This window comes from Wukongibacter baidiensis (genome assembly GCF_050888315.1).
GTDB lineage: Bacteria > Bacillota > Clostridia > Peptostreptococcales > Caminicellaceae > Wukongibacter > Wukongibacter baidiensis.
Map to the genome: position 1 here is coordinate 124,218 of NZ_CP138202.1, position 22,327 is coordinate 146,544.

The 22,327-nt window shown below is 35.7% G+C and carries 16 protein-coding genes; 11 read left to right on the forward strand and 5 right to left on the reverse strand.

Annotated elements, in window-relative coordinates; genetic code table 11:
• Positions 1-41 precede the first annotated feature (41 nt).
• From R9X47_RS00620 to R9X47_RS00635, 4 genes are read right to left on the reverse strand one after another with little or no spacing between them, the layout of a single operon-like run.
• Positions 42-791, reverse strand: a complete 750-nt coding sequence (locus tag R9X47_RS00620; protein WP_432664730.1) for an ABC transporter permease — start codon at positions 789-791, stop codon at positions 42-44.
• A gap of 14 nt (positions 792-805) precedes the next feature.
• Positions 806-1,747, reverse strand: coding sequence for an ABC transporter ATP-binding protein (locus R9X47_RS00625; RefSeq protein WP_432664731.1), 942 nt, complete (start codon positions 1,745-1,747; stop codon positions 806-808).
• A 4-nt stretch (positions 1,748-1,751) separates the two neighbouring features.
• Positions 1,752-2,207 carry a GyrI-like domain-containing protein gene (locus tag R9X47_RS00630; protein ID WP_432664732.1) on the reverse strand — a complete coding sequence of 152 codons (456 nt, stop codon included), beginning with the start codon at positions 2,205-2,207 and terminating at the stop codon, positions 1,752-1,754.
• Positions 2,208-2,235: 28 nt separating this feature from the next.
• Complete coding sequence (locus R9X47_RS00635) at positions 2,236-3,096, reverse strand: AraC family transcriptional regulator (RefSeq protein WP_432664733.1); 861 nt, start codon at positions 3,094-3,096, stop codon at positions 2,236-2,238.
• A 219-nt stretch (positions 3,097-3,315) separates the two neighbouring features.
• Here R9X47_RS00635 and R9X47_RS00640 point away from each other — a divergent pair, with 219 nt between their 5' ends.
• The 5 genes from R9X47_RS00640 (at position 3,316) to R9X47_RS00660 (ending at position 10,917) form a co-directional block, all read left to right on the forward strand.
• A complete protein-coding gene (locus R9X47_RS00640; RefSeq protein ID WP_432664734.1) occupies positions 3,316-4,797 on the forward strand; it encodes a hypothetical protein in 1,482 nt (493 codons plus the stop codon).
• Positions 4,798-4,865: 68 nt separating this feature from the next.
• Complete coding sequence (locus R9X47_RS00645) at positions 4,866-5,579, forward strand: RNA polymerase subunit sigma (protein ID WP_432664735.1); 714 nt, start codon at positions 4,866-4,868, stop codon at positions 5,577-5,579.
• On the forward strand, positions 5,576-7,291 hold the full coding sequence (locus R9X47_RS00650; protein WP_432664736.1) for an anti-sigma factor domain-containing protein: 1,716 nt from the start codon (positions 5,576-5,578) through the stop codon (positions 7,289-7,291). Before R9X47_RS00645 ends, R9X47_RS00650 begins: the two co-directional genes overlap by 4 nt.
• 186 nt (positions 7,292-7,477) lie before the next feature.
• The gene (locus tag R9X47_RS00655; RefSeq protein WP_432664737.1) at positions 7,478-9,094 is read left to right on the forward strand and encodes a putative glycoside hydrolase; all 1,617 of its coding nucleotides are present in this window, start codon (positions 7,478-7,480) and stop codon (positions 9,092-9,094) included.
• Positions 9,095-9,441: 347 nt separating this feature from the next.
• Positions 9,442-10,917, forward strand: coding sequence for a protein adenylyltransferase SelO (locus R9X47_RS00660; RefSeq protein WP_432664738.1), 1,476 nt, complete (start codon positions 9,442-9,444; stop codon positions 10,915-10,917).
• A 352-nt stretch (positions 10,918-11,269) separates the two neighbouring features.
• On the opposite strand, the gene R9X47_RS00665 is transcribed toward R9X47_RS00660, so the two are convergent.
• Positions 11,270-11,434 (reverse strand): hypothetical protein, encoded by a 165-nt coding sequence (locus tag R9X47_RS00665; RefSeq protein WP_432664739.1) that lies wholly within the window; start codon positions 11,432-11,434, stop codon positions 11,270-11,272.
• Between the two features lie 327 nt (positions 11,435-11,761).
• Between R9X47_RS00665 and R9X47_RS00670 the strand changes: the two genes are divergently transcribed.
• From R9X47_RS00670 to R9X47_RS00695, 6 genes are all read left to right on the forward strand, one after another.
• Positions 11,762-14,800, forward strand: a complete 3,039-nt coding sequence (locus R9X47_RS00670) for a DUF4489 domain-containing protein (RefSeq protein WP_432664740.1) — start codon at positions 11,762-11,764, stop codon at positions 14,798-14,800.
• Positions 14,801-15,018: 218 nt separating this feature from the next.
• Positions 15,019-15,633, forward strand: a complete 615-nt coding sequence (locus R9X47_RS00675) for a Crp/Fnr family transcriptional regulator (RefSeq protein WP_432664741.1) — start codon at positions 15,019-15,021, stop codon at positions 15,631-15,633.
• 194 nt (positions 15,634-15,827) lie between these two features.
• On the forward strand, positions 15,828-16,592 hold the full coding sequence (locus tag R9X47_RS00680) for an SDR family oxidoreductase (protein ID WP_432664742.1): 765 nt from the start codon (positions 15,828-15,830) through the stop codon (positions 16,590-16,592).
• A 278-nt stretch (positions 16,593-16,870) separates the two neighbouring features.
• Positions 16,871-18,436, forward strand: a complete 1,566-nt coding sequence (locus tag R9X47_RS00685; protein WP_432664744.1) for a DUF4489 domain-containing protein — start codon at positions 16,871-16,873, stop codon at positions 18,434-18,436.
• Positions 18,437-18,986: 550 nt separating this feature from the next.
• On the forward strand, positions 18,987-20,540 hold the full coding sequence (locus R9X47_RS00690; protein WP_432664745.1) for a DUF4489 domain-containing protein: 1,554 nt from the start codon (positions 18,987-18,989) through the stop codon (positions 20,538-20,540).
• Positions 20,541-22,094, forward strand: coding sequence for a DUF4489 domain-containing protein (locus tag R9X47_RS00695; protein ID WP_432664747.1), 1,554 nt, complete (start codon positions 20,541-20,543; stop codon positions 22,092-22,094).
• Positions 22,095-22,327: the final 233 nt, after the last annotated feature.

Below are 22,327 nucleotides of genomic sequence, written 5' to 3' on the forward strand. Positions count from 1 at the left end.
TTTCTCAAAGAGAACTCTGAGCATATTATCTATACTTGGTATTAGTGGGCGGTTTCCTTTCTAAGTCTCCACATTGCAAGCCCAAAGCTTAAACAGCACATAACTGAAAATAGAACAATAACAGGCAGAATTTCTTTAAAGAAGATCGTCTTTCCAAATATCAATCTACGCAGAGCGTTAATAACATGTGTAAATGGGTTGAGCATCACGGCTATCTTCAATGCTCCGGATAAATTTTCAGGAGGGAAAAGAGCAGAGCTTAAAAAAAAGATAGGAAGTACAATGGCACTCATTATAGTCTCATATATCACTTCGTTCGGTAGAAAGAGACTAATAGAGTAGGCCAGACCTGACATGAAAAAGGCCGTCATAAAGATTAGTAAGATCATGAGTGCTATACCAGCAATGCCCGATGCTATCTTTACTGAAAGAAAGAAGCTTACGACACATAAGATTGCTATTTCAATGAAAGCAAGCAGTATTGCCTCTAGCATTTGTCCCAACACGATAGAACTTCGATTTATAGGGGCGATTAGAATTCTGTAAAAGCTGCCACTGGATTTCATGATGAAATTGATGAAACCTCCACTGCTACAGGCCGAAAAGGTTACTAGTACCATAATGCCCGGTAAAATAAAAGAAGTGTAGTTGTCGATCCCCATGTTTTGCATTGTCTGTCCTGCCACAGTACTATACAAAACCAGCCAAATAAGAGGTTGTAATATTGTAACTGCAATGGAAAGGGGATTTTGAAAACGCCACTTCATATTTCGGTACAAAATATTTATCATATCGATTTCTCCTCTCAATTTTTTACTGAATCTGTTAATGCCAGAAATACATCCTCAAGACTAGGTTGTAAAATTTCGATTGCACCAAATTCCACATGATGATCCAAAAGCCACTTATTCACAGCTTTAAATGCTGTTATACTGTCATCCACGCCTATAAAAAGGGAATCATCACGAACATTAGTAAAGTTAGTGAAGGTCATGCTGTCAAGGGCTCCTTTGTACTTTACTATTTCTTCAGTATTTGAAAAAGCAATGCGAAGCAGGTTTTGTCTCATGTAACTACGCAGACTTCCTGGTGTTCCCTGGACCACTTCTTTTCCATCCTTCATAATACAAATAGTATCGCTTAGCTGATCGGCCTCTTCAAGGTAATGGGTTGTAAGGAAAATGGTTGTGCCATATTCGTCCCGAATCTTAAGCAACATCTCCCACATAGCTTTACGGGATGGGGCATCCATACCAACTGTGGGTTCATCTAAAAATAAGATTTTAGGCATTGATACCATATTCATGGCGATGTCCAGTCTACGCTTAATGCCACCTGAGTAAGATGCCGTGGGGTACTTGAGATACCCAGAAAGCTCAAAGCTGTCAATCAAAGAGTCTATTCTTTTCGTTGCTACTTGTGAATCTACTTTGTAAAGTCTGCTTTGAAAGATCATATTCTCCATAAGGGACAGGTGGGCATCGATGGAAATCTGCTGAGCAACACAAGCAATTTGTGTGCGAACCCATGCTGGATTCATATATAAGTCTTTTCCTAATATAGTTACATTGCCCGAGGTAGGCTTGTAATAGGTAGTTAGAATATTAATCAGAGAAGATTTCCCAGCACCGTTGGGTCCCAGTAAGGAGAAAATTTCTCCGCTGTTTACTTTAAGATTTAGACCAGCTAGTGCTCTGACACCATTCTTGTATTGCTTAACCAAATTATCAATTTCGATTGCAACCATTCTCTTACCCCTCTTTCAGTGGAAAAATAATTTCTGTAATATATTTACTTGGATTTCCTTTTATTATCAATCCCGGACCTTTTATAAAAACTTCTCGCCATGGTGTTTGTACGGACAGGTCGTTTTCTTGAATATACCGATGAATTGTTTCGTAGGCCATTGGCAAGGTGTCGTATGGTCCAATATGGGTAAGACATACAGCTGTTGCCCTCGGTAGTTCTTTTAAAGTTATACCATTACCATTAGGGATTTGGAGAGTAGGTACACATAATTCCATATCGCCGATACCAGTCTTTAGATCAATAGCATGGTAGCAGAAAAACGGAGTACCATTTGACTTGCCTTTTATTGATTTAAAAACGTTGGGGAATTGCTTTGCGGCTTTGATTACAGGTCCTATGTAGTCCATATAGGCTACTGTTATAGGTTCAATCTCTTTGATTTTAATTTCATAATTCATTAGTTGTCCTCCTGATAATATCTTAGAATCATTTTACTTTCTTAACTGCAATCCAAACTTCAGAACGTCCACTCTTTAATTTTTGATCACTGATAGGATAAACTTCAATATCCGGTAACTCAGCATACTCATAGCCAGAAAAGGGTAGCCACTCTGTGAGGAATCGTTTGAAGATTGTTTGAATAGAGTCAGGAAAATATCCATTGCTCTCAAAAATAACCCATGTAGCTGCTGGGATTTCATGTTCAATCAAATTCTCTGGAACAGCTTTATCGGTAGAAGCAGCTATGTAGTAATGGATTTCCTTAGGATTCTGATATACTGTTATACCTAAAATGCCATGAGGGTCTTGGTTTGTTAACTTACTAATCTCCGGGAGTAAATTACTTTTTAATGTATTATCCCAAAAGGTAGGAACAATCTTGAAGTTTTCTTCCATATCCTCCTGTAACGAAGTTCTTATACCAATGATTCTAATAGGACCTTTTCTTTCAATTCTATACTTCATGCTTTCACCTCCAGTGACGGTAATAGAAAAACTAATGGGCGGATAAGAGTTTAATGAGGTTCCTTCCAGACGAGCTGCAGTTGGAGCAACACCATGAACCCTTTGAAATGCACGATTAAATGATGTTGGCGAAGTATAACCATACTTTGAACCAATATCAATAACCTTAGCTTTGCTTAACTGTAATTCAAAAGCGGCTTTTGTCATTCTCCTACGGCGAATATAATCAGAGAGTGGAATACCTGCTACATAGGAAAACATTCGCTGAAAATAATAGGTAGAGCAACAGGCAATTTTTGCAGCTTCATCATAGGAAATATCACCATCTAAATTGTCTTCTATATAAACTATTGCTTGGCTTAGCTGTTTTAGCCACTCCATATCGACACCTCCTTATGTTAAAGTTTAGCACAATAAAAATTATATATCTTCTCTTTTGGTGCTCAGTTTTGTAAACAGCCTGTTGAAGATTGCAAAACATATTTTTCTAAAGAATACTTAAATCTTATTCAAAAAAAAATTCGTTTTTTGTCAAAAAGGGTCCCTAAAAAAAATACATGTCTCGTATATAATAGTACAATCGAAGAAAGGGTGATATGAATGAAAAAATTTTTAGCAATAGCATTGAGTGTCATGATAACTACAGCAGGCGTTCCAGTATATGCTGATGTGACACCAGAGAAGTCAGAGTATGAAGTTGTGAAAGAAAGGATTCAATCATTAAAAGCAGAATTTCTAAAACCTGAAAAAAATGAAGAGCTTTTAGAGAAAATTGATGGACTAGAAGAAAAACTTGAAAACGAAGAACTAAGTGAAGAAGAAACAGAAAGAATTGAAGAAGAACTAGAAGAATTATACGAAGAATTAGAAGATGATTGGGATGAAGAAGAGGAACCAGAAAATGAAGAGCTTTTAGAGAAAATTGATGAATTAGAAGAAAAGCTTGAAAATGAAGAACTAAGTGAAGAAGAAACAGAAAGAATTGAAGAAGAACTTGAAGAATTATATGAAGAATTAGAAGATGATTGGGATGAAGAAGAGGAACCAGAAAATGAAGAGCTTTTAGAGAAAATTGATGAATTAGAAGAAAAGCTTGAAAACGAAGAACTAAGTGAAGAAGAAAAAGAAAGAATTGAAGGAGAACTAGAAGAATTATACGAAGAATTAGAAGATGATTGGGATGAAGAAGAGGAACCAGAAAATGAAGAACTTTCAGAGGAAATTGCTGAATTAGAAGAAAAACTTGAAAACGAAGACCTGAGTGAAGAAGAAAAAGAAAGAATCGAAGGAGAACTAGAAGAATTATACGAAGAATTAGAAGGAGATTGGGACGAAGAAGACGAATTAGAAAATGAAGAGCTTTCAGAGGAAATTGCTGAATTAGAAGAAAAACTTGAAAACGAAGAACTGAGTGAAGAAGAAACAGAAAGAATCGAAGAAGAATTAGAAGAATTATACGAAGAATTAGAAGGCGATTGGGACGAGGAAGACGAATTAGAAAATGAAGAGTTTTTAGAGGAAATTGCTGAAATTGAAGAAGAACTTGATAAACTTGAAGAAAAATATGAAAATAAAGAACTAAGCGAAGAGGAAGCGGAAAGTATCTACAAGGAAATTTATGAATTATTTGAAAAGCTAGATGAAAAGTATGAAGACGATGACGAAGAAGATTGGGACGATGAAGACGAAGAAGACTGGGACGATGAAGACGAAGAAGATTGGGACGATGAAGACGAAGAAGACTGGGACGATGAAGACGAAGAAGACTGGGACGATGAAGACGAAGAAGACTGGGACGATGAAGACGAAGAAGACTGGGATGATGAAGACGAACAAGACTGGGACGATGAAGACGAAGAAGATTGGGACGATGAAGACGAAGAAGACTGGGACGATGAAGACGAAGAAGATTGGGACGATGAAGACGAAGAAGACTGGGACGATGAAGACGAAGATGACTGGGACGATGAAGACGAAGATGACTGGGATGATGAAGACGAAGATGACTGGGATGATGAAGACGAAGATGACTGGGATGATGAAGACGAAGATGACTGGGACGATGAAGAAGATGAGGATTAATACATATTAGAATAAATGAAGTGTATGGGATGCCATTTGGCATCCCAATTCTTAGTGGAGGGGTTCAGATGACAGTAAAAATTGATAAGCCTGAAGAAATAATTGAATACATACGTGCCCATCCTGAAGAGGAAAAAATATGCAAAGATAGAGTGATTGAGGCCCACGTGCCATTCATTGTGCATACTATAGCGCAAGTCACGGGACGATATGTAGAAGTAGAAAACAGTGAAGAACTGAGTATTGGACTTATGGCATTTGATGAAGCAATGTCAAAGTATCATGCAGGTCGTGGTGCTACATTTTTAAGTTTTGCTAGGCTGGTAATTACCAGTCGGATTAAAGATATGATAAATAAAGAACGTTACAGTAATAAAGAGTTTTCACTTGAACAGATGACAGAGGCCTATGGAGATAGAATCGGAATGATTAATTCAGATTCCGAAAATGAAGTAGCACTGGAGATTAAAATATGGGAGTCAATCATAAGAAAATTTGGATTTGACTTGGAGATGTTGGTCGATGAAGTGCCGAAGCATGTTGATACGAGGAACAATGCAATTGATTTGTCTGAAAAAATAAGTGAGGATAATGAAATTGTTGATCATATGTATGAAAAATATAAGCTACCAATGTCGAAGATCATACTTAGATTTAAAACTACTAAAAAAATATTTAAGCGAAGCAAAAAATTTATTATAGCGACCGTGGTTATCTTAACTAAGAATCTAGTTCTCTTAAAGCACTGGATTTATTCAGATAGAAAGAGGTGTTCATCATGATGAAACGTGGGATGGTTTTAAAATTGAATAAAGATTATGCCCTCATCGCAACGGATGACTCCGATTTTGTCAAAATAAAATTTAGAGATGGTATGAGAATTGGACAAAAAATCTTTTTCTTTGATGAAGATATTATATCTTTAGAAAAAGATAAAAGATATACAAATATTCCTAATTATTTAAAAGTGTTCGCTGCTCTAGCTGCATGCATAGCAATTGCAATAATTATTAATAATCCATTTATAAGGGACCAACGACAGTTTTATGCAATAGTTAGCCTTGATATTAATCCTAGTTTTGAACTAGGAATCGATAAAAGCTATAACGTTATTCAAATTGATGCAATGAATGAGGATAGTAAAGGTATTTTAGATTTAGAGTTGATTGGCGAACCATTATCAGTTGCTGTATCAGAGATTTTATCTGACGTCGAAGAATCGGGTTATGTATTGGAATCCGATAATGCCCTATTGGTATCAACGGTTAACTTTAAGAGCGATGATGATGAACCTCTGCAAAAAGCTGTATCAGATGGTGTTCGTTTAGCTATGTCAGAGAATAAAGTTTATGAAAACACAAAGGTTATATTTATTGAAGCCGATAAAGAGGACCTTGATGCGGCAGAAAAACAGGAACTCAGTGTCGGGAAGTATCGATTACTTGAATTGAGTGATAAAAAGGTTGATAAAAAGACGATAGAGGAAGGTAGAGTATCTGATCTTATCGAGGAAGAAGAGATTAAGGATGATTTAGAGACGGATAAAACTATTCAAATTATTGATGGGAAAGATTTGAAGGAGCTTAACCAAATTGAAGAAGATATTAAGAGCCTTAAAGAAACAGTGAAACAAGTAAAAGGTTCATTAGATAGCGATGATGCAAAAAAAGTGGACGCATTGTTTAATGACATTAAAATCAGAGAGAAGCGGTTTATCAATGAAGATTCAGAGTTCGAAGAAATTCGTGAAGTATTGGAAGCATTGCATCAAATCATAGAAGAAGACGACATAGAAGAAGATGAAGAAGACGACATAGAAGAGGATGAAGAAGACGACATGGAAGAGGATGAAGAAGACGACATGGAAGAGGATGAAGAAGACGACATAGAAGAGGATGAAGAAGACGACATAGAAGAGGATGAAGAAGACGACATAGAAGAGGATGAAGAAGACGACATGGAAGAGGATGAAGAAGACGACATGGAAGAGGATGAAGAAGACGACATAGAAGAGGATGAAGAAGACGACATAGAAGAGGATGAAGAAGACGACATAGAAGAGGATGAAGAAGACGACATGGAAGAGGATGAAGAGGACGACATAGAAGAAGATGAAGAGGACGACATAGAAGAAGATGAAGAGGACGACATAGAAGAAGATGAAGAGGACGACATAGAAGAAGATGAAGAGGACGACATAGAAGAAGATGAAGAGGACGACATAGAAGAAGATGAAGAGGACGACATAGAAGAAGATGAAGAGGACGACATAGAAGAAGATGAAGAGGACGACATAGAAGAAGATGAAGAGGACGACATAGAAGAAGATGAAGAGGATGAGATAGAAGAAGATGAAGAGGATGAGATAGAAGAAGATGAAGAGGACGAGATAGAAGAAGATGAAGAGGACGACATAGAAGAGGATGAAGAAGACGACATGGAAGAGGATGAAGAAGACGACGAAGAAGATGGAGACGACATGGAAGAGGAATAAGGAACTGAATTAGATTTATTGATTTTTAAAGAAAAAGTAGCTAATTGATAGAATGTTCTATCTAATAGCTACTTTTTTTATATAACTACATAAATTTTTCGAAATTTTCATTTGCTATCGAAAAAGGTCCCTAAAAAAAGAAGGGGAGTCGTATATAATAATACAGCCGAAGAAAGGATGGTATTTATGAAAAAAATTTTCTTATTAATGCTGAGTATTATTATAGTCATATCCAGTATTTCGGTTTATGCTGATGCTAGGCTAAAAAAAATAGAGAAAGAGGTTGATGACGAAATCAATCTAGAACAAAGACTTGGTATTCTCATAAAAAAATCTATCAAATTGTATCTTGAACTGGACCCGGAAGGTGATGAAGAACTTATGGACGAGCTGATAGAGGAGTTAAGAACCGGTTTTAAGATAATGGTATCAGAAGATCCAGATGAAGATGACATGGAGGGATGTATTGAAGCACTAGATTCAATGCTTCTAGAATATGAAAAAGAAGTAGAGGATTATAAGGATAACAAGTTATCACAAAAACCTTTTAAGGATTCTATTAAACGTCCTAACTTACCATCAACATGGCAACCTTGGGAATGGAAGGGCTGGGAGAAGTTCCCTTCATTGTATTTTGCTGCAGAACCAGAAGGGTACATGAGCCCTAAACAAATGAAGAAGGTAAGTAAGTTCAGTTTAGCAATTCTGGAGTTTAGAATGGGGCAATGGGTAGAAGAAGAAACAACTGGAAAATGGGCAGGAGGAGATTTAGCTGGCTTTATGGAAGATCAGGCCAAAAGAATAAAAAAAGCATATCCCGACGCTCCACCTATTCTAGTTTATAGAAGTGGTATGTGGGCCGGTTCTATGTTTAAAAAACAGTGGGAAGCGTTGCAAAATCAGAAATTATTCTTAAAGGACTCACGAATGGGAGAGGGGTTTATCAATTACCCTATGGATGTGGATGAATCTGGATTTGAAACCGATCTTAAATACTGCAGGTGGGATTTTAGAAAACCTGAGACAAGAAAAGTTTATCAGTCACTAATAAAGTCAGCTGCAAAGGAAGATACTAGTGGAGTATTTTTTGACAATGCACAAAGTGTAGCTTCTGATGGAGAGAAGGAATTAAGTAGAATGAGTTTTAAAGAAAGAAAGGAATTTATGGAATCTCAATTGGAGGCTTACACAGATGCTTTTTCTACATTGGTGAACAATAATAAATATCCAATTTTATCTACAACCAATGGCTTCTCAGATATTGGAGCATTAGTTCCTTGGGAAAATGATTGTCCAAGAGGCGAAGAAGCTATTATTGAAGCATTAGAAGGTATCCCTTTTGCACGAAACAACGAATTCTGGATGTGGAATCTCGGCGAAACTGCTGCCAAGCAAATTAGAAATGCCATAAGGGAAACTGAAAATGGAATACCTATTATTGTTCACATGCCATACTTCTCTAAGGATGGAGGCTGCCTTGATGGAGCTATAAAGCTAGATGGGTCTAAAAAGATATTCACCAAGGATGAATTCCTAGAATTCGGTATAGCTGCTTTCTTAGTTAGTATGGGCGAAGGGAGCTATTTCGGATTTTCTGATATGCAATCTGACCCCGAAGGTGCAGGATGGTTTGATGTTAGCTGGGAATACCATGATCAATATGACGATATAATTACAGGGAAACCGATTGGAGATGTGAGGGTTTCTAATGATGGAATGACCTTTACTAGAACCTTTGAAAACGGAACTGTTTGGGTGAATTGTGCAGATGGCACATATAGTATTGATTTGAATAAAAAATAGGAAAATATTATTTCAAAAGATCAGGCAGCTACAATCTAAGCATCAAAAGATTGTAGCGGTTTTTAATATAATATTTCAGATGTTCTTTGTGCTAAAAGTGACTAATAATAGACTAGTTTTTCATAATTTTAATAACAGAGAGTATTTATTGGTAGTTAGGGTAACTTAATAATAAGACCTTCTTATTGAGGTTATTTCTCGAAGAGAAATCCGACCAAAACGAAGGGGTTCGATGCCTCTGAGTGTTTATTTAGATTATTTAAATATATTTCGATTTGCTATATTATTATTTGTTTCTAAAAAGAGAAGTCAGGATATAGAAATATAGAAAAAGGAAAGGAGATACAATGACAGAAAGAAAAGAAATAATAGAGACTGGATGGAATTTTGATAACAGTTATGCTCAGCTTCCAGAATTATTTTTTTCTAATCTCAAACCAACTCCTGTACGCTCCCCAAAGTTAATTGCTTTCAATTGCTCTGTGGCAACATCCCTTGGTTTGAAGGCCGAGGACCTAGAAAAGAGTGATGGTGTAGAGGTGTTTGCTGGCAATCAGATTCCTGAGGGTGCTTTGCCAATTGCTCAAGCCTATGCAGGACACCAATTTGGCCATTTTACCATGCTAGGAGATGGCAGGGCTATACTTCTTGGGGAACAGGTTACTCCAAAGGGGGAGAGGGTAGATATTCAACTAAAGGGTTCAGGAAGAACACCATACTCTCGGCGAGGCGATGGTCGAGCCTCACTTGGACCGATGCTTCGGGAATACATCATCAGTGAAGCGATGCATGGGCTGGGGATTCCTACTACTCGAAGTTTGGCAGTTGTAACAACAGGTGAATCGATAATCCGTGAAACTGAAGAAACTGGCGCAATTCTGACCCGTGTTGCTGCTAGTCATATACGTGTAGGTACTTTTCAATACGTTTCAAATTGGGGTACTGTAGATGAACTCAAGGCCTTAGCTGATTACACATTACAAAGACATTTTGCATATGTCAGCAATGATGAAAATAAATATCTTGCCTTACTCAAGGAAGTAATCAAGAGACAGGCAGAGCTGATTTCTAAATGGCAGCTAGTAGGATTCGTTCATGGAGTTATGAATACCGACAATATGACTATTAGTGGAGAAACCATCGATTATGGTCCATGTGCCTTCATGGATACCTATGACCCAGCAACGGTATTCAGTTCTATTGACCATTATGGACGTTATGCCTATGGCAATCAACCTCAAATTGCTGCCTGGAATCTAGCAAGATTTGCTGAAACTCTGTTGCCTCTGCTCCATGAAAATCAAGAAGAGGCTGTTAAGTTGGCACAGGATGCAATTGAAGGTTTTACTGATTCGTTTAATCGTAATTGTCTTGCAGGAATGAGAGCAAAACTAGGAATATTCAACGAAGAGGCAGAGGATGAAACCCTTACTCAAGGACTCCTCGATATGATGCAGAAACATCGTGCTGATTATACCAATACTTTCAGAGCATTAACCCTTGGCAAGTGCAAGGATATAGCACTGTTTGACACAGAGGAATTTGCAAAGTGGTATGAGCAGTGGAAGGGAAGACTAGGAAGGCAAAAGGAATCAAAGGAAGCTTCTGAGGAGTTGATGTGGAAAAATAACCCCAGTGTAATTCCTCGAAACCACAGAGTAGAAGAGGCCCTAGAAGCGGCAGCTAAGCAAGGAGATTATAGTGTAATGGAGAAGTTGCTTCATGTACTGTCCAGCCCTTATGCCCACTCTACGGAGCATGATGATTACGCTACACTGCCTCCAGCATCATCAAAGCCCTACCGAACTTTTTGTGGTACTTGATTACTTTGTAACTGCTACGCCCATTATGTTGTCTGATCAAGCGCCAATAGAAAAAGCAACTATAACAGTTGTAAATGGGAGTATCGTTGCTTTTGCACAAGAGAGATAGTAAATAAAAAATAACTGGAAAAAGGGATACTAAGACCTACATCTTAATATTCCTTTTTTGCTTTCATGTTGCTTTACCTTCTAGAAAGTATTCTAGAATATATTACTCTAATGAGTTAATTTAATTAAAGAACTAATTTTGACTAGAACTTTTAAGCTATATCTTTAAACCGTTAACTATTATTGAATTTCCTTGGGGTGGAATACTTCTTGTTAATATACCATTGAAAATAATATCTACCTTTTAACCAACTTTAAGATCCTCAAATGTCATTATTATGGTATGTTCATTGATATGAAAAATATATTCAAATCCTTTCTCATCTACTATCAGTAACGATTTTTTCTCATCACTTACATTGATTCTCTTTATTACACCACTAATCATTTCATATGTGTCACGTGGCATTACTTAAATACCTCCTTTGAATAAGGAATATACGGATATAATATGCAGGAAGTTTAGGTTTGGGGAATGAATTTTCTATTTTTAATGTCATAAATGTCAGCCATAAGATTACTTACTTTGCTTCCTTATAAGCTGTAAGCATAAATATTTTAACTCTTAACTTATATTTCCTTTATTTTTTAGTTAAATGCTAGAAGGTAGAGGACTTTTTTGTAGATATACCTTTAAAGAAAGTCACTGATATATTAAGCCTACATATAATGTAGTGAAAATGGAGTATATGTAAAGTAGTAATAACCTCCATAACAAAAATTAGGAGGGATATAAGTGACTTATGAACATACCGTTCAAGACCACAAGATTTGTAGGTCTATTAGTTATTCACATGAAGCGAAAGAAAAGTGTTTGAAACCAAAAAAGATAATACTTGAATGTGGCGATGGGACTGGAACTAGATCCTTTACTTCATCGGATGAGGGAACATTCCAGTTAGCCAATGTTATGATAGATAATACCTGTCTAGGTAAGTCTGATGTATTGACAAAGTTTTCAAGCATCGTCAATATGAGGAGACTAATTGATGGGGCAACGGTTCGATTAAAATATCAGTTGTTTAAAGTAGTGGATGGTGAAGAGCCAAAGCCTTTAGGAAGCTGGATGTTTGAGGAGATTGATGTAAATATTAATGCCTTTGAAACACAAGAAGAATCTTTTAGCTTTATCTTTTGTGATTGCATTGCTTTTTCTGGATGCTCAGAGTATTTCGTAACTGTAACGCCTATTGAGATCAATGGAGCTACAGCCACGGTTAGTAATGGAAGAATGGCAGCACTATCACAGCCTTTAGAGGATTGTTTTGAAGATAAAATATCTGATTTAAAATTCAAAGAAAATCACTCTAAACTCAAAAACGTAATGCTCGCATGCGGTCAAGGTAATGGAAGTGTAATTATTAGAGAAGAAGATGAAGTAGACCCACCCTTTGAGATAGCACATGTTGTTCTAGATACATCTTCTTTAATAAAGCACAATGTTTTGATAGAGTTTTCAAGTGCGATTAAGCTTGACGATGATTCTAGAAACATACGTCTACAATTTGAATTATTTAGAACTTGTGAAGATAGAGGAACTGTATCTCTAGGGACATGGAGTTTTGAGAGAACAGGAACTCTTACAGATTTGGAGTTAGAAAAAACTTTCGATTTTATATTTTGCGAATCTGAAGCTCCTTCTTCCTGCTGTGAGTACTTTGTTATGGTTACACCTATTGAAATAGAAATTATCGATATTTTTGCGGATATAGTAGTAGATAATGCTAGAATGGTTGCCCTTGCCCAATCATCATGTGAGTTAGATGACTATAAAGGGTCTGATAGAAAATATGATTCGATGGATTGCATGTTAAAAGGCGCTATGGATAAAGAAATACAGCTAGAATGCGGAGATAGTAACGGAGATAGAACCTTTAGTTCATCAAATGAACCAGCCTTTCAATTAGCACAGGTTAATATTGATACTACATGTTTTTGCAATCCCATAGTAAATATCGAGTTTTCAAGTATTGTAAGCTTTGAGAAATTGATAAACGATGGTATGGCAAGGCTTCGGTACGAATTGTTTAGAGCCTGTGACAATAAAGAGCCGATATCAATAGGAGTTTGGACATCGGAGAGAATATTATCATCTGACGATGATTTAGGGAAATCTACAAATATATTTAACTTTACTTTTTGTGATTGTATAACCTGTCCTAGCTGTTGTGAATACTTTGTTACTGTTACACCGGTTGAAATAAGTGAAGGTAGTATTTCTGCAACAGTTGGCAATGGGAGAATAGCTGCATTGGCCCAGGAGGGAGATTGTAATCAGAAGCTTATAGCAAATAATTTATATAAATCATACATGAGTGATATTGAAGGCAAATTAAACTCCACTAAAAAGGATATGGTGCTTCTTGAATGTGGCCAGGGTACTGGGTGCAGAACCTTCACCTCATCCGAGGAATTGTCTTTTCAGATAGCCCATGTAACTTTAAATAATACTTTTGTAAAGGGAAGTAAAGTATTAATAAAGTTTTCTAGTATAGTAAATTTAGAGAGACTTGTTAATGATGGAGCAACGGTTCGATTGAAATATGAATTATTTAGGGTATGTGATGGTAAAAGGTCAAAGTTTCTTGGAAATTGGATATTTGATGAAGTCAATTTTCGTTTTGGAAGCTTCGAGAAGCAAGGAGAATCCTTTGGGTTTATATTCTGCGACCATATTATTTGTAATGAATGCTGTGACTATTTTGTAAGAGTTACACCTATTGAAATTTTTGGAGCCACAGCTACAGTTGGTAATGGAAGAATGGCAGCTATAGTTAATCCTTTATGCTATGGCTTAGAGAGCAAACATGAGGATTTTTACCTTAAGAATGGTGTATCCCTTTCATGTGGACGAGGAAATGGAAGTATAGTTTTTAGGAATAATATTACATCGATGAGTGGACTAGATCCATCAGCCAATATAGCTCGTGTTGCCATAAATACTGACCATCTGACTAGAGCTAAAGTTTTAATAGAGTTTTCAAGCATGATTCAAGTTAGCAGCCGCGTTCAGGATTTACGTTTACAATTTAAACTATTTAGAGTTTGTGGAAAAGGAGCAGCCTCATGTCGTGGTACTTGGGAGTTTGAAAGAACAGGTCTTGATGAAACCATAGGACTAAATCAGAGCTTTGACTTTATATTCTGTGAAGATGAAGTCAGTGAAGGTTGCTGTGAATATTTTGTAACGGTTACACCTGTAGAAATACGAGTAACAAGGACTACGGCAGAAGTAGTAGTTGATAATGGAAGAATGGTTGCACTTGCTCAATCATCGAAGGGATTAGACGTAGGCAAAGCTTTTGGAATTAAAGGTAGAAGTATAGATTGTATAGAAAAATATTCTAAAACTAAGAAAGTAGTACTTGAATGTGGTAAAGGTACTGGAAGTAGAACCTTTAGAATGCCAAGAGAATCAGCCTTTGAACTAGCTAATGTTGATATAGATACATCCTGTTTATATGATCCAATTGTTAATATTGAGTTTTCCAGCTTGGTAAGCTTTGAGGGGCTTGGTACTGGACGACTAAGATATGAATTGCTTAGAGTATGTGACGATAGAGAACCAGTACCCATAGGGATTTGGACCCCTGATTTAATAGGTATCTCAACCTTTGATGAAACCACAAACACATTTAATTTTACTTTTTGTGATTGCAAGGCATGTTCTGGCTGCTGCGAATATTTTGTAAGGGTTACGCCTATTGATATAGCAGAGCTTACAGTAACGGTGAGTGACGGTAGAATAGCTGCATTGGCTCAGGAAAAACATTAGATTGATTATAGAGACTAGTAAAATAATTACACAACTATTTTATAAAACATGGAAACAACGCTATAAGTCAGTAATAAATGGCTTTTAGCGTTTTTCTTATGGATAGTATTAATCATTGACCCGATATTGAAATTTGATATAATAGGGCTAGAACAATGGTTTAAGAAAGTTTAAAAGGTTATGTCGGATATCATAGATTGATAAAGAGAGGTTAGAAAATGGAATATGGAAATAGTAAGGCTAATGACATAGATCATATAGCCTTTAAGAATAGCATGATGATGGGACTTAACAAAATACATACCGTGACAAGAAATATGATTGATGAATTCTATAGTCTGACTACCTATAAAAAGGTTAAAAAGGGAGATCATTTTCTTAGGGCGGGTGAGATACCAGATTCCTTAGCCTATAACATAAGTGGTCTATTTAGGCTGTATTATGTTGATAGAGATGGAAACGACTTTACTAAGGGATTTTCTGTGCCGGGTATTTTTACTATGTCATATAGTGCTATGGTTGAAAATAGGGAATCTTTTTACTCGATAGAGGCTTTAAAGGATTCAGAAATACTGATTTTAAAATATAAGGCTTTGCTAGATTTGGCGGATAGGGACATTAGATGGTATGCTTTTCTTTTTAAGTACGTGGAGAAGATGTATATGATGAAGGAACTGAGAGAAAAATCATTTTTGCTCGATGACGCAACCAAACGGTATAAAGATTTTGTTAAGAAATATCCTAGCTTAGTAAAAGAAATAAAAAAATATCACATTGCCTCATTTCTAAGAATTACCCCTGAGACTTTGAGCAGAATTAAGAAAAAAATTTAAATATATAGAATGTACTTATAAATCTACATTTCGGTTTTTTGAATAGCCAATGCTTCTGGGGCTATTCGAGGAATCGAAATGTAAAAGATTTATTGCAATTTCTATATCGTATTTATTTATAAAATTGACCTATGTCAAGGAAGACTATCCTCCTGTACTGTAGACTATAAGAAAACAGATTAGGAGGTTTTCTTATGAAGAAAAATATAGTATTAATAACGGGTGGAAGCTCAGGTATAGGATTGGAAATGGCAAAACAGATGGATAAGTTAGATTACACTGTTCTTATATGTGGTCGTAGTGAGAAAAAACTTGACTTAGTAAAAAAACAAGTTCCTTCGCTTCATACCTACGTATGTGACATTACAGATTCTAAGGAGAGAACAGATCTACTTACCAGAATTAATGACCAGTTTGGACAATTGGATATGTTAATCAATAATGCAGGGAGTGCCAATAGATATCTTTTTAATATGGAAGATATGGAGCAGCTTGAAAGGTATATGGATAATGATTATGAGATTAATCAAAAAGCGCCTATGCTAATGGCAAAATTATTTCAGCCTCTTCTTGAGAAAAGCAAAGGAACTATCGTGAATGTCACATCGGCGCTTGCTTATGTTCCGCTATTTACTAAAGCCAGTTATTGTGCTAGCAAGTCCGCACTACATTCATTGACAAAAACCTTACGCTATCAGTTAAAAGATCAAGGTATTGATGTTATAGAAATACTATATCCTGAGGTTAATACTCCATTCCAACAGGGGGATGTATCCGACAGGGCTATTATGCCAGATGAAGCTGCAACTTTGGCTATTAATGGTTTGATGGAAGGGAAAGAGGAGATTCATATAAAGGGCGCTGAATTAATATATAAGATGTACAGAAATGATCCTAAAAAAACATTTGAAACCTTTAGCAGTTCTATACCAAAGAATATTGAAGAAATGCTATATTAAAAAGAATTGAGTAAGAGTAAAGTCTATATAAGGTAATTCAAAAAGAGAAGATTAGTATCATTGGGACGATAAGTTAAAGCTTATCGTCTTTTGCTTTCCAATCAGATTGACAAGTAAAAGAAGTACCTATTCAAAGTAAGTAACTGATCTATTAAAGATACATATAATGTAGTGAAAATGGAGTAGGAGATATTTTAGAGTATTTCAGATAGATAGCTTATTTTTCTAAAGAATATCTCATCTCATCAAACGCAAAATATATAATTGGAGGCATATAAATGAATTATAACTACAGTCATGGAGATTACATCGTCTGTGAGCCTGATATTGACTGTGCTAAATGTAAAGCTATGCACCCATGGCCTAAAGGCATATTACTAGAATGTGGCGAGGGAACTGGAAGTAGAACATTTACTGCTTCTAATGATGCACCATTCCAATTAGCTCATGTCACAGTTGATACAGCTTGTTTAAATAAATCAGAGGTTTTAATAAAGTTTTCTAGTCTTGTTAGCATGGAAGTATTAGTTAACACAGGGACAGTTAGATTACAGTATGAGTTGTTTAGAGCATGTGATGGTAGAGAACCAATCTGTCTAGGAACCTGGATGTATGAAAATGTTAATGTATTTGATAGGGTATTTGAAAATATTGAAGAATCATTTAGTTTCATATTTTGTGAATGTCTAAACTGCCAAAGATGTTGTGATTACTTTGTAACTGTCACACCAATTGATATAGTTAATGCCACAGCAACAGTTAATAATGGGAGAATAGCAGCACTATCACAATCTTTATGTAATTCTTTAAATAAACATGAAGCAGGTGAATCTAAAAATAGGAATACTAAATTCAAGCAAAACCATCCCATTCCTAAAAAAATATTATTAGAATGTGGTAAAGGGAGTGGAGGTATAACTTTTAACGACACAACTGACCCCGCTGCTACAATAGCTTATGTTACTATTGACACAACTTGTTTAAGTAAATCAAAAATTTTAATAGATTTTTCCAGTATGATATATTTTAGTTTTGGTACCGATAGTCTTTCCCTAAAATTTGAATTGTTAAGAGTTTGCAACGATGGCCAACCAGCATCACTTGGGACCTGGATATATGAATTGTCAAGAGGCGCTAGTGGAGTTCAGAATATTGATGTAAATGAGGCTTTTAGTTTTATCTTTTGTGATTCCTTGACATGTTCTGGTAGCTGTAAATATATTGTTATGGCTAGTGTCATAGATGCACGTCAGACTGATTCAAATAACTTGGTGTTAGTATACAATGGGAGAATATCAGCATTAGCCCAGCCATTAATAGATTGCCACAGTTATGATACCCATGAAAATTGTGGAGAAATATCGCACTATGCAAATTGTAACTCAAAATGTCCAGAACCTAAGAAAATACTATTGGAATGTGGTAGCGGTAATATAAGCAAAACTTTTACTTCAGAATCACAACAAACCCCTTTCCAATTAGCACATGTTACTATAGATACAGCTCGTTTAAGTAAGCCAGTGGTGAATATTGAGTTTTCAAGTAATGTGAGTTTTGAGAGTATATCAGGGAATAGAAACGGTACACTACGATACGAGCTATTTAGAGTTTGTGGAGATGATAAAACACTAAAATCGCTAGGTGTTTGGTCAATAGGTAGAAGATTCACTACGAATATTGACAAAGCAACAAAAACATTCAATTTTACTTTCTGTGACAACATAAACTGTCTTGGTTGTTGTGAATATTTTGTATCTGTTACACCAATTGGAATTAGTGGATTGTCAATAACAGTTGATAATGGAAGAATAGCAGCTTTGGCGCAATCATCAAATGTCGAATGAAAAATGGCAAAATTTCAGAATATAATAGGATTGTAGAACCTGATAAACTTATACTCATTAGGAAGATAATACAAATATCCTTAAAATAACCAAACTTAAATAAAAACTTAGAAATATCGAGTTTCTAGTCTTACATTAATGTAAAATTTAAAGGTTGACATAAAAAAGCCACTAAAAAATGCAAAAGGTTTCCATTTTTAGTGGCTTTTTTATTGGAAAATAGTTATTGATAAAATTCCTACATGCTCCAATAAGTTTACTTTTTTTAATCAAATAATTTATATGCAAAGCTATTTCTAGCAAAATGATAGCTTTATAAGTTCTATGATATAAATCACGTGTTTGAATACGCAAATATATAAATGTGTAAATATGTTAAGGGGTAGTTTTGAAATGCACGATTACTCGCAGTAAAAATATTAGAAAAACTGTGAAGTTAATATAGAATAGTCACTGCCTTATTGAAACTACATATAATGTAGTGAAAATGGTGTATATAGAAATGAGAGAAATATTCTCAAAACATAAAAAATATTGAGGAGGAAAATTAGTGGCTTATAATCATACTTATCAAGAACAAGAAGTATGTGAAATAGATAGAAGCTGTAACAAGTGCGGACCAAAGTATCAAAAATTTAAAAAAGTACTTCTAGAATGTGGTGATGGAACTGGAAGCAGAACCTTTACTTCGCCCGACGATATACCATTCCAATTAGCTCGTATTGTTATAGATACGACATGTTTAAATAAATCTGAAATCTTAATAAAATTTTCTAGTCTAGTTAGGGTGGAAAGATTAAATCCTGGAGCAACAGTTCGATTAAAATATGAACTAATAAGAACGTGTGAAGATCAAGATTATACATCCCTTGGAACCTGGATATTTGAAAAAGCTAATATCTCCGGTGCTGATTTTACCCGTAATGCAGAGGAGTCCTTTAATTTTATCTTTTGTGAAAGTCAGATATGCACTAGGTGCTGTGATTATTTTGTATTGGTTACACCCATTGAAGTTACTAATGTTACTGCAACGGTAAGCAATGGGAGAATGGCAGCTATAATCCAATCCTTGAAGAACTGTACAAAGGATAATTGTAATATATGCGAGCCGACAGATAACTGTGCCAAATCTAAATTTAAGCTTTCCGAAGCAAAGGATACAGTATTAGCCTGTGGAAGTGGAAATGGAGAAGTTACTTTCAAAAGGGAAAATGAGCCTTCGGTGGAAGTAGCAAGAGTCGAAATAGATACATCATGTTTATGTGATTCTAAAATTTTAATTGAGTTTTCTACTATTATTGGTTACTTGGTGCAGTCTTCTAGTGCAACGGTTAACTATCAATTTGAACTTTTTAGAGTATGTGATAATGGAGAGTCAGTATCTCGGGGTATTTGGCAATATGAAATAGGAGTTATAGCAGGATCGATTAAATCAACACAGGGGTTTGGTTTTACCTTCTGTGAGTGTATGAGTTCTTCAGGTTGCTGCGAATATTTTGTAACATTAACGCCTATTGAGATCCCAATGATAGAGGACTTTGATAGTTCGATGATTAGTAATTCAAGAATGGTTGCAATTGCTCAATCATCTAAAGCTGGTGCTGATAGATATTACACAAAAGAGCGAAAGTTAAGTAGTCCTAAATCCAAAACAGTACTATTAGAATGCGGTAGTGGAACAGGAAGCAAAACCTTTACTTCGTCAGATGACTCTGCATTTCAATTAGCACAGGTGACACTTGATGCCGAAGGTTTATGTAATTCCATTGTGAATATTGAGTTTTCCAGTATTGTAAGTTTTGAGTCAGTAGATATAGTAGACGCTTTACTACGATTTGAGTTGTTTAGAGAATGCGTTGATGGTAGAGAGGAACCACTAGGAGTCTGGATACTTGAAAGGGTAAGTCAAAATACAGAGAAGACCACAGAATCATTTGACTTTACTTTTTGCGAACCTATAACATGTAAAACTGGATGTTGCACATACTTTGTAAGGGTTACACCAATTGAAATAGGAAGATCGGAGGACATACAAATACAGGTGACTGTAGGCAATGGAAGGATTGCTGCATTGGTTCAGGAAGTAGTTAAAGGAGGTATATAAGTGATATATAACCATGCCTATCTGCATCAGAAAGTTTGTGAGGTAGATAAGAATTTTGCTAAATGCAAACAAAAGTCCTCTAAACCCCAAACTGTACTTCTAGAATGTGGTGGGGGAACTGGAAGTTGGACATTTACATCATCTGACGATTCACCATTTCAATTAGCCTATGTTACTGTTGATTCAAATGGATTGAATAGAGCAGAAGTTTTAACGAAATTTTCTAGTCTTATTAATATAGATGTACTGTCTAACTTTCTAACAGTTCGGCTACAATATGAACTGTTTAGGGTATGCAATGATTCAGGACAAATATCCTTAGGAACCTGGATGTATGAGAAAGTAGATACTACCGCAGTTTATTTTGCCGACACTGAAGAATCCTTCAGTTTCATATCCTGCGAAAGTCAGACATGTCACAGCTGTTGTGACTATTTCGTAACCGTCACACCTGTTGAAATATCTGGAGCTAAAGTAACAGTTAGTAATGGAAGGTTAGCAGCATTATCTCAATTTCTAAATGATTTTGCTGAAGGGCATAAAATTCTTGATTCAAAAGATAAAGATGTTGGATTCATAAAAAAGTTCCCTAAGTGTAGAGAAATACTATTAGAATGCGGTCAAGGCAATGGAGATATAGAATTTAGAGATTCGGCTGATTTGCCAGTTAATATAGCTCATGTTGTTGTTGACACAACTTGCTTATGCAGGCCAGAAGTTTTAATAAACTTTTCTAGCACTATTAAGTTTGATTTAGGTATATCTAATGTTCTCCTTCAATTCGAATTATTTAGAGTTTGCAAGGATGGAGAACCAGTATCACTGGGGGTTTGGAGATTTGAAAGAACAGGTATAGTCTTAGCTCATGAATCAACCCAGTCTTTTGGTTTTGAACTTTGCGATTCACAGACTTACCCTAGTTGCTATGAGTATTTTGTCACAGTTACTCCATTAGAAGTAGAAGGCTTTATTAGTAATGTATTTGTGAGAGTAAATAATGGGAGAATATCGGCGTTAGCACAATCTACAACGGATTTGCTTTATCATAATGACTATGAAAGTATCCATGAAAAATATGGATGTATAAATTACCAGTCAAAGCATCATAACCCTAAGAAAATACTATTAGCATGTGGTAGTGGTACCGGAAGCAGAACCTTTACCACGGTTTCTGAAGAGGCTCCTTTCCAATTAGCTCATGTTGCTATAGATACTACTTATATAAATAAGCATCTAGTGAGTATTGACTTTTCCAGTATTATAAGCTTTGAGGGCATAACAGGTGAATCTGGAACGGGTAGACTAAAATACGAGTTATTTAGAGTATGTGACAATAAAGAGCCATTATCACTATGTGTTTGGTCAATAGATAAAGGGAGATTTGACGGGAATACTATTGGTAGGGAAACAAACACATTTGACTTTACTTTCTGTGATAATGTAACCTGTCTTGGTTGTTGTGAATATTTTGTATCTGTTACACCAATTGAAATTAGTGGATTGACAGTAACAGTTGATAACGGAAGAATAGGAGCATTGACCCAGGAGCGATAGTAGAATGATTGTAACCTAGAGATAGGCCACTACACTTATTAGAAAAATATGTAGTGGTCTTTTAAATAGCTCACTTTCACACTATAAGGAAGTAAGTGATATGCTTAAACTTTTATTTCAGAAGTATACTATAACGGCAGAATGAAATGTAACAAGACTCTTACACTTAAGATAAAATGTAAGAGTCTTGTTAATAGTTATTTACACGTTAAAGCTGAATTAAATAACTTCTT

Bases quoted from the DNA above. Each gene is read 5' to 3' on its own strand.
- R9X47_RS00680 (WP_432664742.1), top strand. From the start codon at position 15,828: ATGAAGAAAAATATAGTATTAATAACGGGTGGAAGCTCAGGTATAGGA.
- R9X47_RS00620 (WP_432664730.1), bottom strand. From the start codon at position 791: ATGATAAATATTTTGTACCGAAATATGAAGTGGCGTTTTCAAAATCCC.
- R9X47_RS00645 (WP_432664735.1), top strand. From the start codon at position 4,866: ATGACAGTAAAAATTGATAAGCCTGAAGAAATAATTGAATACATACGT.
- R9X47_RS00625 (WP_432664731.1), bottom strand. From the start codon at position 1,747: ATGGTTGCAATCGAAATTGATAATTTGGTTAAGCAATACAAGAATGGT.
- R9X47_RS00650 (WP_432664736.1), top strand. From the start codon at position 5,576: ATGATGAAACGTGGGATGGTTTTAAAATTGAATAAAGATTATGCCCTC.
- R9X47_RS00660 (WP_432664738.1), top strand. From the start codon at position 9,442: ATGACAGAAAGAAAAGAAATAATAGAGACTGGATGGAATTTTGATAAC.
- R9X47_RS00675 (WP_432664741.1), top strand. From the start codon at position 15,019: ATGGAATATGGAAATAGTAAGGCTAATGACATAGATCATATAGCCTTT.
- R9X47_RS00635 (WP_432664733.1), bottom strand. From the start codon at position 3,096: ATGGAGTGGCTAAAACAGCTAAGCCAAGCAATAGTTTATATAGAAGAC.
- R9X47_RS00630 (WP_432664732.1), bottom strand. From the start codon at position 2,207: ATGAATTATGAAATTAAAATCAAAGAGATTGAACCTATAACAGTAGCC.
- R9X47_RS00655 (WP_432664737.1), top strand. From the start codon at position 7,478: ATGAAAAAAATTTTCTTATTAATGCTGAGTATTATTATAGTCATATCC.
- R9X47_RS00640 (WP_432664734.1), top strand. From the start codon at position 3,316: ATGAAAAAATTTTTAGCAATAGCATTGAGTGTCATGATAACTACAGCA.
- R9X47_RS00665 (WP_432664739.1), bottom strand. From the start codon at position 11,434: ATGCCACGTGACACATATGAAATGATTAGTGGTGTAATAAAGAGAATC.
- R9X47_RS00685 (WP_432664744.1), top strand. From the start codon at position 16,871: ATGAATTATAACTACAGTCATGGAGATTACATCGTCTGTGAGCCTGAT.